Genomic DNA, 12,332 nt, shown 5'->3' with positions numbered 1-12,332 from the left:
CCGTACTCGGTGATTACCTGCAGGTATGCGCATCGACCGAATCACTCCGATCCTGACCGTCACAGACCTCGCCGAAGCCATCCACGAGCACAGCGCGGTGCTCGGAATGGAAGTGGTGATGGACAACGGCTGGATTGCGTTCCTCGCAGATGGTGACGGTCATCAGCTCGGCCTGATGACCGCTGACGCATCGGCCCCAGTGAACCCGGATGTGTCGGTGTTCGTGGACGACGTGGAGGCCGCGCACCGGCGCGCAACCGAGTCCGGGCTCGAGATCGTTCATCCGCTGACCGATGAGGAATGGGGCGTCCGCCGGTTCTTCTATCGAGACGGCTCCGGCCGGGTGGTCAACGTCGGAACGCACCTCTGACTTTCCCGCTCAATGGGCGTGTCGTCGGGCAGGCTGAGGTGGCGCTTCGTCCTTGGCAGGATCAGTCCCGAACCGGCCGAGTCAGGTCGAACCGCATGTGCGGCAACATCCTTCCGGGGACCGAACCGCTGGGCACTTCCCCGATCCGCTCGGCCCCGTACCTCACGTAGAAGGCCTCAGCACCCGGATCGGCATCGAGAACCAGGCGGCGGAACCCCCGGCTGGCCGCCGAGGCGAGGGCATGGCGCAGCAGCGAGCCGCCGACACCCGAGCCGATGAGATCGAGATCGACGAACAGCGCACCGAGCTCACCCTCGGGAGGGGAGCCGTCCACCGTATAGAACCCCGCGATTCGGTCCTCGAGAAGCGCCACGGTCACGACTTCGGAGTCACATCTCTCGGGCGTGATGGTCAGTTCCTCGCGGCAGGCATCCAGGAAGTCCTGCGGGTATCCCCAGTGGCCCTTGGAACGCAGGGCGAGAGCGGAGAGTGCACTCGCCTCATCGGTGCGGGCCGAGCGCATCTGAAGTGCCTGACCTCGCTCTCGCCCATCCATGCCGCACATACTCACACGGGCACACCCGAACTCGGTAGGCGTCACTGCGGTCATCGTTCTCGCGTGCGCAGCTAGGCTCCTGTCACATGCCCGAGCGCTCCCTGCCCGCTGCCCTCGATGCGATCGACGCGAGAGCAACCCATCGCGACGTCGAGCATCTGCTGCTCGGATCCGGCTGGACGCCCTGCGGCAGCGGAGACTGGGCATTCGCGCTCATCGCACCCGAGGAGGACATGGTGGCGCGGATCAGCCCTTTCGATCCGGTAGGGCCATATACCGCTCGGCTCTACCGCGACGCGGCGGCGACCAACCAGACGCCTCGGCTGTACGCGCACCGGCGGCTCGCCGGCGGGGGCGACCTCCAGGTGATGGAGCGGCTCACCGCAGTACCGATTCCAGAGGCGGCCGCATTCCTGGCGCGACTCGCAGTCCCCGAACTGGAGCTGAAGGCGCTCGCCGAGATCGTTGCTCGCGTGCACCGCGACGCTCGACGTGACCTCCCCTGGTGCGGCCCGCTCGACGACAATCCTTCCAACGTCATGCGAACTGCCGACGGGCGACTGGTCCTCACCGACCCGTACTACGCGGATGGCCCGAACCTGTACGCCACCGCCCAACGCGACCCGGATCGCTTCGTCACGCAGATTCGGCAGGATCAGCGGCGGTTCATGACCGAGATCCCGCTCGCCTGCTCGGGCCCCTGGGAGCAGCGTGACCGCGATGATCTGCGCGAGAAACTTCGCCAGGCCGATGCGAACGGGCACTGTGTCGAGGCCACCAGCACCTTGGACGGGTAGGGATTCACTTCTCCGGAACCTGCCCGGCCCCCTGGATCCTCAGGTGGACGATGTGACTGCCACGGTCAACGCGCTTGACCCCGACGGCCCAGTCCTCGTGATCGCACACGGCACACCAAGGCTGTAGCGCCGGAGATCAGACGGTGGAACGACGTCAAGGTCCATCGATCTCCCACCACCGGCGGCCTGGTCAGGTGACGGCGGTGCACCGAGCCGAACTCGAGGCGCCCTACAGTGGTGGAATGCTCCGGCGACTGCTTGCTCGCGCGTTCTGGTCGGTCAGCCGATGGCGGATGGTCTCCCACTCCCGGCCCGACCAGCCGAGCCTCCTGATCGGCGCGCCACACACGTCTAACTGGGATTTCGCGTTCATGCTCGCTATCGCATGGCGCCTGGGCATTCCGATCCGCTGGCTGGGCAAAGCCAGCTTGTTCCGAGGGTGGAAGGGGCCGATCATGCGGGCACTCGGCGGTATCCCGGTCGACCGTGCGGACCCGAGCCGTGTCGTCACTGAAGTCGTGCAGCGGATCGCCTCCGGTGAAGTTTTCAGCCTCGTCGTCACACCAGATGGCACACGCAAGGGTCACACCCACTGGAAGTCGGGCTTCTACCGGATCGCCCGTGAGACCGGCATGCCGGTCACGCTCGGCTTCATGGACCGCACCACGATGACCTCCGGACTAGGCCAGACGTTCCATCTCACTGGTGACGTTGCTGCCGATATGGACCGGATCCGCGCGTTCTATGACGACAAGGCGGGCTTCCACCCACAGCATCGGGTCGAACCGCGCTTGCAGGAGGAGAACCGGGAGTATTGATCCTCGGCGCTCTCCTGGCCGTCGCCCCGCAGAGGGGCGGACGATGCCTCGGCCTTCCTTACACCAGCCTGAACGTTACGCGTGTACTCGGAACAGCAGGCCTTGGTCCCGGCATCACGATTCTTGCCGGTCGGTCGTCATCGTGGCGGTGGGGCGCCATAGCGGCTCGAAGCCTGGCGCACCGCCGCCCAATGCTGCCATGCCTGACCCTGACCTGAACCTGAACGATGATTTCGCCCTCGCACACTTCTTCCCGCGAGAGTTGATCCGCGGCGGGAGTCAGATACGCGTTGAAACGGAACTCCACCGGCTGCCCGTCACGACCTGTATCGTGCGCGCATCTGCTCTCCGGCTGACGGACCGGCAGTGAACACGTAGCGCGGATCGGAGGCGCATCGCCCCGTCACGGGGTCTACGACCTCGGGCTCGATCTCGAGCCCAGTCTCGGAATCGATGAGGATCATCGCCCGGTCCTCCGGCGCAAGTTGCGCATTCCTCCATGCGGCCATCGCTACGAGGATCGGCCGCAGCGATCGGCCGAAGTCGGTGAGGACGTACTCGTGTCGCACCGGGCGCTCCTGATAGACCTGCTTCTCCAGAATGCCGCTGTCAACCAGAGTTTTGAGACGCGAGGTAAGCATGCTGGAGGACAGGCCAATGTTCACCTCGAACTGATCGAAGCGGGTGTAGCCGTCAAAACAATCGTGGAGGATCAGGATCGTCCACCACTCGCCGACGTAGGACATCGCCGTCGACAACGGACACTCCCTGTCCTCGGCGCGAATGTGTGCGGACACAGTCCCTCCATCGGCTCGTCGCAGAGGCGTCGAACGACGCACCCTCAGTTACTGCTAATCTAGCAGTCGTTGCTACTTCTAAATCAGCAGTTACTACGGTGCCATCTTCGCCGGCCCCGCGGGCTGCCGTCACCGGAGGCGCGCGCGGAACTGGTGCCGCGATGGTTCGCCGTCTCCGGAATGGGGGCATGCCCGTCCTCTCGATCCACTCCGCAACGAACAGAAGGACTGAGCCCATGACCAACGACTTCACCGCCTACGACCCCGCACAACTCCCCGCGCCCGTGCTCAGCTACCTCGATGCCCACGACGAAGGCCGTCACGACGACGCGCGGAGTTGCTTCTCGCTGGCCCCCACCGTCGTGGACGACGGGAACACGTACCGCGGCGTCGACGAGATCGGTGAGTGGATCGAGCGCGCCTCCGGCGAGTACGAGTACACCAGCACCCGCATCGGACAGCGCCAGGAAGACGACGCGCACATCACCGTGCAGATCCGGCTAGACGGCAACTTCCCGGGCGGCACGGTCACGCTGCGCTACCACTTCGAACTCGACGATCAAGGCATCACCCGCCTCACGATCGAGGTCTAGACGGAGATACAACGTCTCCTCATCGTGGGCTCAGTGATGTCTGTCGGCCAGAGTTCGTTGACGTCATCGGCGGTGAATTCCCGTTGGACGGGGTCGTCGCGAAGCAACCTCGCCGTGGGTCGTGGCGACAGGACTTCGGCGACACACCGGCCTGAGCAGCATCCGGATACGGAGCTGGCCTCGAGCGTGTCTTGAATCCCGCTACCACTCTGTACCGAAAACGTCAGCGGTCGTCAGGTCGTCAAAAGTCGCGATCAGCCGGTCATCCGCGAACACCTCGGTGCGCTCCTTCGACACACGTGCGATGCGGACGATTCCCGTGCCCCGCATGTGTTCCGAACGTCCCGGAGCCGCCGGACCGGCAACGTGGATCACCACCTCCATACCCGGCCCGCCAGCGCCGGGCGCGAGGGGTGTGATCGCGTCGAAAAACGCCCATATCGCCATCCTCGCAGGCTCCGATACACGTTCGCGTCACATGTCACGGGCCACTCTTATCCGCCACCTCGCTCTGCCAAGCACGTACCAAGCGCGAGAAGCTCGTCGAGGGAGCCGGCACTGAGCTCCAGGCTCTCCTCATCCATGACCCCCATGCCCACCTCGTAGATACGGCGGTCACTGAGGTTCAGCAGGATCGCGTTCCCGCCGCCGTCGTCGCCGATCATGAAGAAGTCCGGTAGGTAGGTCTGCACCTCGTAGTCGTTGTTTCGCCGCACGACACCCTCAGCGCCGAGGATGCTCAGGTTCCCGTCGGAGTGCAGCCCGTCTGACATTCGAAGCAGCGCCACGTACTCTCGGGGCAACGAACCGCCATACTCGTCCTCTTCACGCTCGATGGCGGAGCGTGATGCAGGAGGAAAGAGAGTGAACCTCTCGCTCAGCGCGCTTCGCGACACCATCGTTCAACGATCCCACACGATGAACGCATCTCGGGCGAGATAGTGCTGGAATGCGAGGAGGAGGTCGGCGGTAGTCGCTCCCGGCCTCTGTGCTCGTGCGTTGGCGACGATGCTCTGCACATCGTCGATCCCGAGCACGTACTCGTAGCCGAGAGCGCTCGCCTCCGATGGTAGATCTGTGGCGTCGTCCGCGACGTCGTCCACGTCCCACACCAACACCGGCAAGGACTCGTCGTCGAACCGACGGTCCGCGGGGGCATACAGCGCATGGGTCCATGGCAGATCGCCCGCGGTCCACAACACCTCGCCGAGAAGCATCTTCATGCTCACAGTCTCGCTCACGCTGCCCCGACGGAAGGCTACGCAGGGCCACTCTCGACTCCCGAGTCCGCAAAAGACGTCGGAACAAGAACCAGAGCAGCTCAGAGTCAGCTCAAGCTGTCAAGCCACGACTGCAGGTATCCGGCAAGGTCATCGAAGACGCTCACCTCGGACCCGGCGTAGACGACCTGCGGTTCCCCACCTCCGTCGACGTTGAAGTATGCGCGTTCGAACGGTGCGTCTCGGTCGTCGATGGCGAACAGCACAATCGACGATGGCGAGAGGCCGGACGTCGTCAGGAACCCCGGCGCACAATCGGCAGCGAGCATGTCCTGCACCGGGCTGTGAGCGTACAACTCCTCGATCGTCGCCTGGTTGCACCACTCGAGCTGCACCGAGCAGTGCTCCCACCAGGCTGCGTACGCATAGAACTCCCGAACCTGTGGCGACGGCACGACGCGCGTACGCCGATCAGCGCACACCAATTCCTCGAGCACGACACCGCGCGGACCAAGTTTGAGAGGGCCGAACTCTGCTGCTGCGTCCAGATCGTCGCCATTGATCCGCTCGATCTCCTCGAGCAACTGTGTGACGCTCACCTGCATCAGGGTACCGATGGTTCGAGGCGGACCTCACACGTTGAACCGGAACTCCACCACATCGCCGTCAGCCATCACGTAGTCCTTACCTTCGATACGCACCCGGCCTCGCGCCTTCGCCTCGGCCATCGACCCGGCGTCCACCAGATCACCGAAGGAGACCACCTCGGCCTTGATGAATCCGCGTTCGAAGTCGGTGTGGATCACCCCGGCCGCCTGGGGTGCCGTCCAGCCCTTGCCGATGGTCCACGCACGGGACTCCTTAGGCCCGGCGGTGAGGTACGTCTGCAGGCCGAGGGTGTCGAAGCCGGCCCGGGCCAGCTGGTCCATGCCGGACTCGGCCTGACCGGACTCGGCAAGCATCTCCGCGGCCTCGTCCGGCTCCAGTTCCACCAGTTCGGCCTCGAACTTCGCGTCCAGGAAGATCGCCTGCGCGGGCGCCACGAGCTCGCGCAGTTCGGCCTGCATGGCCTCATCCGCAAGACCAGCATCGTCGGTGTTGAAGACGTAGATGAACGGCTTGGCCGTCATCAGCCCGAACTGCGCCACGATCTGCGGGTCCAGCCCGGCCGCTGCACCGCCGGCAGCGATCGTGGTGCCCTCCTCGAGCAGGGCCATCGCTCCTTTGGCGGTGTCCAGCACAGCCGCTTCGGTCTTCTTCCCGCGGACCTCCTTCTCCAGCCGCGGCAACGCCTTCTCCAGAGTCTGCAGATCGGCGAGAATCAGTTCAGTATTGATGGTCTCGATGTCATCCTTCGGCGAGACCTTGCCGTCCACGTGCACCACGTCGGGGTCGGCGAACGCACGGGTCACCTGGCAGATCGCATCCGCCTCACGGATGTTGGCGAGGAACTTGTTCCCGAGTCCTTCCCCCTCGCTCGCGCCCTTGACGATGCCTGCGATATCGACGAAGGAGACCGTGGCAGGGATGATCTTCTCGCTGGAGAAGATCTCCGCCAGGGTGCCCAATCGCTCGTCCGGCAACGGGACCACACCCACATTGGGCTCAATCGTGGCGAACGGATAGTTCGCCGCAAGAGCGGTGGCGCGGGTGAGCGCGTTGAACAGGGTGGACTTGCCGACGTTGGGCAGACCAGCGATACCGATAGTGAGAGCCACGGGAGACGAGTCTACGGGCGACTATGCCTGGGCGAGGACCTGCTGCAGGATCTCCGGCGTGCGGCGGTCGTACCACCGGCCTCCGATCCGGATCCCCAGCACACAGACCACTGCCCCGATGACGATCCCCAGCAGCAGCGTCACCCAACCGAAGGTGAGCGAGACGGCGAGGGTGAGCACCGCCGTCACCAGGAACGGAATCGAGATCGCCATGATCGCGAGCATCCCCAGTCCCTGAGACACCATCGTGGCCATCGCTGAGCCCTGCGGCTGCTTCAGTGGGCTCTCCCCCGGCTTGACCACGGGATAGATCATCCGCGCGGACGCCACGCTGGAGACGCCCAGCCCGACGCCGAGCATTCCGTAGGAGACGCCGAGCACGAGCGGCGCGAGATCCCATCGACCGGTGACGGCGAAGGTAGCGATGGCAAAGATCGTCACCACGAGTGCGCCGGGCACTCCGACCGCGAGCGCGCGCCCGGCCCGGTCGGCACGTCCCGGGGTACCGGTGGCCACGTGGAGGGCGAACGCCGTGTGGTCGAAGGAGATGTCACCCGAGATCATGAAGCCCAGGATCCACCCTGCAAGGGGGCCCAGAATCAGCAGGATCTCGGCACTTCCGCCGCGGCTGGCCACCATCAGGATGACCGGCATCAGCGCCAGGACGGTGAGCGAGGAGGAGTACCGCGGGTCCCGGAACCAGTAGGTCAGAGCGCGCGCCGCCACCGCGCCCGTGGGCGTGGCAGGGAAGCGGTCGAACCAGCCCAACCCCTTACCGTGCCCGCCCGAACCGGCCGTGGGCGGGGAGACCAGGGCACGAGCCAGGGCCCGGTCCCAGACCGTCCACGCCACTACCAGGGTGGCCGCCACGATGACGAGTCGGGCCCCGGCCAGGGCCCATGCGCCCTCGTGCACGGCGACGGCGATACCCCACGGCGCGCCGAACGGTGTCCATCCAGCGATCATGGCGATCTCGCCGACCAGTCCACGCACCTGATCAGGGGTGCTGCCGCCGTCGGCGAAAAACGCCGGGATCGAGGCAATGAGGGGACCGAACATCACCAACGGGACCAGCGCCACCACGGCGAGCACCTCGCGATACCGGCGCGAATCCAGCAGCGGGGCGAGCGCCGTCGTCAGCGCCCGTGAACCCAGTACGCAACATGCAACAGCCAAGACACCGCCGATCAGCGCCACCGCCGCGATGGCCGGAGTACGCCACCACGCCAGTGCCAGGCCCGCCGCAGCCAGCAACGTCGCCGCACCCGGAATCGACGTCAGGCCCGCGGCCGTGAGGCCGGTGAGCAGCCTGCGCCGCGGGATACCGAAGGACACGAACCGCTGCGGATCCAAGGTGGCGTCCGTACCGAAGGCGAAAATCGGGATCACCCACCAGCCGAGCACCACCACGGCCCCAGCAACCATGATCACCTGCCCGGTGAGCTCGGCATCCACGCCACCCCCGGCGATGGCACCCGCGGTCGCCGTCCCGATCACGCCGAGGGCATAGAGGATCGCGAGGATGTAGCCGATGGTCTGCCAGACGCTCTTGCGGAACGTGTTCGCCAGCAGGGTCAGTCGGAGTCGGACGAAGTGCGCAACCACGCCAATCCCTCCGTCTGCTGGCGGCCACCGACGAGTTCAACGAAGCGGTCTTCCAGGCTCTGCCCGGCGCGCACGTCCTCCACAGTTCCCGCGGCGCGGATCGTCCCTTCGGCGATCACGGCCACGTGGTCACACATCCGCTGCACGAGGTCCATCACGTGCGAGGAGACGATCACTGTGCCACCGGAGCGCACGTAGTCAGCGAGCATGTCCCGGATGTTGGCCGCCGAGATGGGGTCCACGGCCTCGAACGGCTCATCGAGCACCAGGATCCGTGGTGCGTGGATCAGTGCGCAGCCGAGGGCGATCTTCTTGGTCATACCCGCCGAGTAATCCACGACGAAGGTGTTCTTGTCCTCGGTCAGGTCGAGGGCGCGCAGCAGGTCCGCGGAGCGTTCGGCAACCGTCTCCCGGTCCATCCCGCGGAGCAGGCCGGAATACGTCAGCAGCTGCAGGCCGGTGAGCCGATCGAACAACCGCACACCATCGGGGAGTACGCCGAGTTGGGCCTTGCCGGTGTCCGGGTCGCTCCAGAAGTCGGCGCCGTTGACCATCACAGTGCCGGCGTCGGGGCGCAACAGGCCGGTCGCCATGGAGAGCGTGGTGGTCTTGCCTGCCCCGTTGGGGCCGACGAATCCGAAGAAGGATCCGCGGGGGACATCCAGGTCGATACCCGCCACGGCGGCCTTCTGCCCGAACCGCTTCCACAGGCCGCGGATCGAGAGCGCAGCGGAGGAGTCCGGTGGTGTAGGTGGTGCCATCGAAGCGTGCGGGGCCGGTGCGGTTTCGCCAGCAGCCACCGGAGCCCCGGCAGGTGGCGGTGTGAACGGATCGGACATGGACTCCAACGTACGTGCCATACAGGTGCACGCGGATCCATCGCGGGAATGAGATGCGCTGTTCGGCTCATCCTCGTAGGCGAGCAGGGGGCAGGGAGGGCACGTGAACAGGCCGCTGCGGCGCGCCCGGACCAGCGATGTCAGTGCCTCGTGGCACGGTGTTCGTATGGACATCCTGCTCGTCATTCTCGCCACTCTCGTAGGGCTCGCCCTCGGAGGGGTCGGCGGTGTGCTGCTGACCCGACGCATGGCGCCCGGTGCCGACGAGATCGCCAGGCTCACTGCCCGTCTGGAGACCGCTGACGCGGCAGCGGCGCAGGTACCGGCACTGACCGAACGGCTCGCTGCCGAGCGCGAGTCACACGCTCGGGCGCTGACGGCGGCCGAGCGGGCGGCCGATGAGCGTTCCGATCTGGAACGGGTCGCCTTCGAGCGGGAGCGCCAGGCGCTGCGCGACGAGGTCGATGTCGAGCGCAAGCGCGCCACGGAGCGGCTCGATGAGATGCGCGCGGACGCCAAGCGGATGTCGGACGAGTTCGAGGCGCTTTCAGCGAAGGTGCTGGCACAGACGCAGGAGGCGTTCTTCACACAGGCGGAGGAGCGGTTCGCCCGCGCGCAGGAAGTCTCGGCAGCGGAGCTCGCCAAGCGGGAGGAAGCTGTCCGCACGCTGGTGGAGCCGCTCACCCGCACACTCACCGAGGTGAAGTCCGGGATGGACGCCGCGGAGAAATCACGCACCGAAGCGCACGCCACATTGGCCGAGCAGGTCACCCAGATGCGCTCGGATTCGGAGTACCTGCGCCAGGAGACCAGTCAACTGGTCACCGCATTGCGTGCACCTCAGGTGCGCGGTCGTTGGGGCGAACTGCAGTTGCGCCGGGTCGTCGAGGCGGCCGGGATGCTTGAGCACGTTGACTTCGTGGAGCAGGAAAGCGTCACCACTGACGACGGCGTCCTCCGCCCGGACATGATCGTCACCCTTCCGGGCGAGAAGCGGGTGGTGGTGGATGCCAAGGTGGCGTTCAGCGGCTACCTCGAGGCCATGGAGTCGCGCGAGGATTCGGTGCGCACGGAACGGCTCAAGGCTCACGCCCGGCACGTGCGCGAGCACGTGGATGCCCTAGGTGCCAAGGCGTACTGGGAGCATTTCGAGCACACGCCGGAGTTCGTGGTGATGTTCCTGCCCGCGGAGTCGTTCCTGCAAGCGGCCCTCGAACAGGATCCGGGCCTGATGGAACGTGCCTTCGAGCGCAACGTCGTCCTCGCCACCCCGGCCACGTTGGTAGCGCTGCTGCGCACTGTGGCGTACACCTGGCGCCAGGAGCTGCTCGCGGCGGAGGCGGAGCAGGTGTTCCAAGTAGGTCGCGAACTGCACAAGCGCCTTGGCACCCTGGGCAAACACCTGACCACGCTCGGCAAACGCCTGAACTCCACCGTGGAGGCCTACAACGCCTTCAACCGTTCCCTGGACTCGCAGGTGATCACGCAGGCGCGCAGGTTCAGCGCACTGCAGGGTCTGGACCAGGAGTTCGCCAGCCACCCGCCGCTGGAGGTCCTTGCGACGCCGCCGCAGAAGCCGGACGTCTACGAGACGCCGAAAGCTCGCGAGGAGCAGGGACCGGCCCCGCTTCCTCTGCACACGAGTGCCACGCTTCCCATCGACGGTCTCGCGATCGAGACCGATCGCGAGATCACCTCACTTGTGCAGGAGTCCATTCGGGACGCGGACCGTGCTGGCACGTCTGATCACGGATCTGCCGGCGCGCCGGCGAGGGGCAGTCGCAAGAAGGCCTGACAGCCGAGAACGGCATGGCTGAGTCCATCAGCACGTACCCACGCGGTGCGGTGGGTCAACACCGATCGAACGTCAGGGCCGCAGGGCTGCGAGCCCTCGTCTCGTGGTCTCAGGCGGGCGTGACATTCAAGGAGCGGCGCGTCCCCTGGCCCGGCCGGGTGACCGGCTGGCCCGCCTTCTTCAGGTCGGCGCGCAATTCACGCGGCAAGGAGAACATCAGGTCCTCGGTGGCGGTACGGATCTCTTCCACCTCACCGAAGCCCCACTCGCCGAGTTGGGTGATCACGTCGCGCACGAGGATCTCCGGCACTGAAGCACCCGAACTCAGTCCTACGCTGGTCGCGCCCTCGAACCACGCCGGATCCAGATCCGCGGCGGTATCCACGCGATACGCGGACCGCGCGCCTGCCTCGAGGGCGACTTCCACCAGTCGCACCGAGTTCGAGGAGTTCGCCGAACCCACCACGATCAGCACATCCGCATCCGGGGCGATCTTCTTCACGGCCACCTGGCGGTTCTGGGTGGCGTAGCAAATGTCATCGCTGGGCGGATCCTGCAAGGAGGGGAACTTCTCCCGCAACCGGCGCACGGTCTCCATGGTCTCGTCCACCGAGAGCGTCGTCTGGGAGAGCCAGACCACCTTGTCCGGGTCACGCACGGTCACATGCTCCACAGCGTCCGGGCCGTCCACGAGCTGGATGTGCTCCGGGGCCTCCCCCGCCGTCCCCTCAACTTCCTCGTGGCCGTCGTGGCCGATGAGGAGGATGTCGAACTCGTCCTTGGCGAAGCGCACCGCCTCCTTGTGCACCTTCGTCACCAACGGGCAGGTGGCATCGATCGTGTCGAGACGACGCTCGGCAGCCTGCGCATGCACCGCCGGGGAGACACCGTGCGCGGAGAAGATCACCCGGGCACCCTCGGGCACCTCGTCGGTCTCGTGCACGAAGATCGCCCCACGCTTACTGAGTGTCTCCACCACGTACTTGTTGTGGACGATCTCCTTGCGCACGTAGATCGGCGCACCGTAGTGATCGAGCGCCTGCTCCACTGCTTCGACAGCCCGATCGACCCCCGCGCAGTAGCCACGAGGGGCGGCGAGCAGGATGCGCTTAGTGGAGGTGGTCACTGCCTCAGTCTACGTGCCGGGTCCAGGCCAGACCCGGCCGCAGGTGTGGGATCAGCCACCCTGAGTGAAGGTCCGGGGCAGTGGCGATGCAAGCGTGG

15 protein-coding genes are annotated in these 12,332 nt (G+C 66.0%); 5 read left to right on the top strand and 10 right to left on the bottom strand.

What is annotated here, in order from left to right:
- Window positions 1-25 precede the first annotated feature (25 nt).
- Window positions 26-370 carry a VOC family protein gene (locus LQF10_RS05040; protein ID WP_231066395.1) on the top strand — a complete coding sequence of 115 codons (345 nt, stop codon included), beginning with the start codon at window positions 26-28 and terminating at the stop codon, window positions 368-370.
- Window positions 371-431: 61 nt separating this feature from the next.
- Here LQF10_RS05040 and LQF10_RS05035 read toward each other — a convergent pair whose 3' ends face one another.
- Window positions 432-926, bottom strand: coding sequence for a GNAT family N-acetyltransferase (locus LQF10_RS05035; protein WP_231066394.1), 495 nt, complete (start codon window positions 924-926; stop codon window positions 432-434).
- Window positions 927-1,012: 86 nt separating this feature from the next.
- On the opposite strand from LQF10_RS05035, the gene LQF10_RS05030 reads away from it, so the two are divergent.
- Complete coding sequence (locus LQF10_RS05030; RefSeq protein WP_231066393.1) at window positions 1,013-1,723, top strand: protein kinase family protein; 711 nt, start codon at window positions 1,013-1,015, stop codon at window positions 1,721-1,723.
- A gap of 242 nt (window positions 1,724-1,965) precedes the next feature.
- On the top strand, window positions 1,966-2,541 hold the full coding sequence (locus LQF10_RS05025) for a 1-acyl-sn-glycerol-3-phosphate acyltransferase (protein ID WP_231066392.1): 576 nt from the start codon (window positions 1,966-1,968) through the stop codon (window positions 2,539-2,541).
- Window positions 2,542-2,858: 317 nt separating this feature from the next.
- On the opposite strand, the gene LQF10_RS05020 is transcribed toward LQF10_RS05025, so the two are convergent.
- The gene (locus LQF10_RS05020; protein WP_231066391.1) at window positions 2,859-3,338 is read right to left on the bottom strand and encodes a winged helix-turn-helix transcriptional regulator; all 480 of its coding nucleotides are present in this window, start codon (window positions 3,336-3,338) and stop codon (window positions 2,859-2,861) included.
- Between the two features lie 236 nt (window positions 3,339-3,574).
- Between LQF10_RS05020 and LQF10_RS05015 the strand changes: the two genes are divergently transcribed.
- Window positions 3,575-3,931: a nuclear transport factor 2-like protein gene (locus LQF10_RS05015; RefSeq protein WP_231066390.1), complete on the top strand. Its 357-nt coding sequence runs from the start codon at window positions 3,575-3,577 to the stop codon at window positions 3,929-3,931.
- 201 nt (window positions 3,932-4,132) lie between these two features.
- On the opposite strand, the gene LQF10_RS05010 is transcribed toward LQF10_RS05015, so the two are convergent.
- From LQF10_RS05010 to LQF10_RS04980, 7 genes are all read right to left on the bottom strand, one after another.
- Window positions 4,133-4,378: a hypothetical protein gene (locus LQF10_RS05010; RefSeq protein ID WP_231066389.1), complete on the bottom strand. Its 246-nt coding sequence runs from the start codon at window positions 4,376-4,378 to the stop codon at window positions 4,133-4,135.
- A 47-nt stretch (window positions 4,379-4,425) separates the two neighbouring features.
- Window positions 4,426-4,830 (bottom strand): SMI1/KNR4 family protein, encoded by a 405-nt coding sequence (locus LQF10_RS05005; protein ID WP_231066388.1) that lies wholly within the window; start codon window positions 4,828-4,830, stop codon window positions 4,426-4,428.
- Between the two features lie 3 nt (window positions 4,831-4,833).
- Window positions 4,834-5,154 (bottom strand): DUF7716 domain-containing protein, encoded by a 321-nt coding sequence (locus LQF10_RS05000; RefSeq protein WP_231066387.1) that lies wholly within the window; start codon window positions 5,152-5,154, stop codon window positions 4,834-4,836.
- 104 nt (window positions 5,155-5,258) lie between these two features.
- The gene (locus LQF10_RS04995; RefSeq protein WP_231066386.1) at window positions 5,259-5,750 is read right to left on the bottom strand and encodes a hypothetical protein; all 492 of its coding nucleotides are present in this window, start codon (window positions 5,748-5,750) and stop codon (window positions 5,259-5,261) included.
- Between the two features lie 33 nt (window positions 5,751-5,783).
- On the bottom strand, window positions 5,784-6,869 hold the full coding sequence (gene ychF, locus LQF10_RS04990) for a redox-regulated ATPase YchF (RefSeq protein ID WP_231066385.1): 1,086 nt from the start codon (window positions 6,867-6,869) through the stop codon (window positions 5,784-5,786).
- A gap of 21 nt (window positions 6,870-6,890) precedes the next feature.
- Window positions 6,891-8,474, bottom strand: a complete 1,584-nt coding sequence (locus LQF10_RS04985; protein ID WP_231066384.1) for a hypothetical protein — start codon at window positions 8,472-8,474, stop codon at window positions 6,891-6,893.
- Window positions 8,444-9,313, bottom strand: a complete 870-nt coding sequence (locus tag LQF10_RS04980) for an ABC transporter ATP-binding protein (RefSeq protein WP_435531430.1) — start codon at window positions 9,311-9,313, stop codon at window positions 8,444-8,446. Before LQF10_RS04980 ends, LQF10_RS04985 begins: the two co-directional genes overlap by 31 nt.
- A gap of 166 nt (window positions 9,314-9,479) precedes the next feature.
- On the opposite strand from LQF10_RS04980, the gene LQF10_RS04975 reads away from it, so the two are divergent.
- Window positions 9,480-11,108, top strand: coding sequence for a DNA recombination protein RmuC (locus LQF10_RS04975; RefSeq protein WP_231066383.1), 1,629 nt, complete (start codon window positions 9,480-9,482; stop codon window positions 11,106-11,108).
- Window positions 11,109-11,217: 109 nt separating this feature from the next.
- On the opposite strand, the gene LQF10_RS04970 is transcribed toward LQF10_RS04975, so the two are convergent.
- Entirely contained in the window at window positions 11,218-12,234 is a 1,017-nt protein-coding gene (locus LQF10_RS04970) for a 4-hydroxy-3-methylbut-2-enyl diphosphate reductase (protein WP_231066382.1), read from the bottom strand.
- Between the last annotated feature and the right edge of the window lie 98 nt (window positions 12,235-12,332).

It is taken from the genome of Ruania halotolerans (assembly GCF_021049285.1).
Taxonomy (GTDB): domain Bacteria; phylum Actinomycetota; class Actinomycetes; order Actinomycetales; family Beutenbergiaceae; genus Ruania; species Ruania halotolerans.
The sequence above is the reverse complement of the archived record's forward strand: the minus strand, read 5'-3'. Positions and strand labels throughout refer to the sequence as shown.

Excerpts from the sequence above, each read along its gene's own strand:
- LQF10_RS05040 (WP_231066395.1), top strand. The coding sequence starts at position 26 with ATGCGCATCGACCGAATCACTCCGATCCTGACCGTCACAGACCTCGCC.
- LQF10_RS05010 (WP_231066389.1), bottom strand. The coding sequence starts at position 4,378 with ATGGCGATATGGGCGTTTTTCGACGCGATCACACCCCTCGCGCCCGGC.
- LQF10_RS05015 (WP_231066390.1), top strand. The coding sequence starts at position 3,575 with ATGACCAACGACTTCACCGCCTACGACCCCGCACAACTCCCCGCGCCC.
- LQF10_RS04975 (WP_231066383.1), top strand. The coding sequence starts at position 9,480 with ATGGACATCCTGCTCGTCATTCTCGCCACTCTCGTAGGGCTCGCCCTC.
- LQF10_RS05025 (WP_231066392.1), top strand. The coding sequence starts at position 1,966 with ATGCTCCGGCGACTGCTTGCTCGCGCGTTCTGGTCGGTCAGCCGATGG.
- LQF10_RS05035 (WP_231066394.1), bottom strand. The coding sequence starts at position 926 with ATGGATGGGCGAGAGCGAGGTCAGGCACTTCAGATGCGCTCGGCCCGC.
- LQF10_RS05030 (WP_231066393.1), top strand. The coding sequence starts at position 1,013 with ATGCCCGAGCGCTCCCTGCCCGCTGCCCTCGATGCGATCGACGCGAGA.
- LQF10_RS05000 (WP_231066387.1), bottom strand. The coding sequence starts at position 5,154 with ATGAAGATGCTTCTCGGCGAGGTGTTGTGGACCGCGGGCGATCTGCCA.
- LQF10_RS04980 (WP_435531430.1), bottom strand. The coding sequence starts at position 9,313 with ATGTCCGATCCGTTCACACCGCCACCTGCCGGGGCTCCGGTGGCTGCT.
- LQF10_RS05005 (WP_231066388.1), bottom strand. The coding sequence starts at position 4,830 with ATGGTGTCGCGAAGCGCGCTGAGCGAGAGGTTCACTCTCTTTCCTCCT.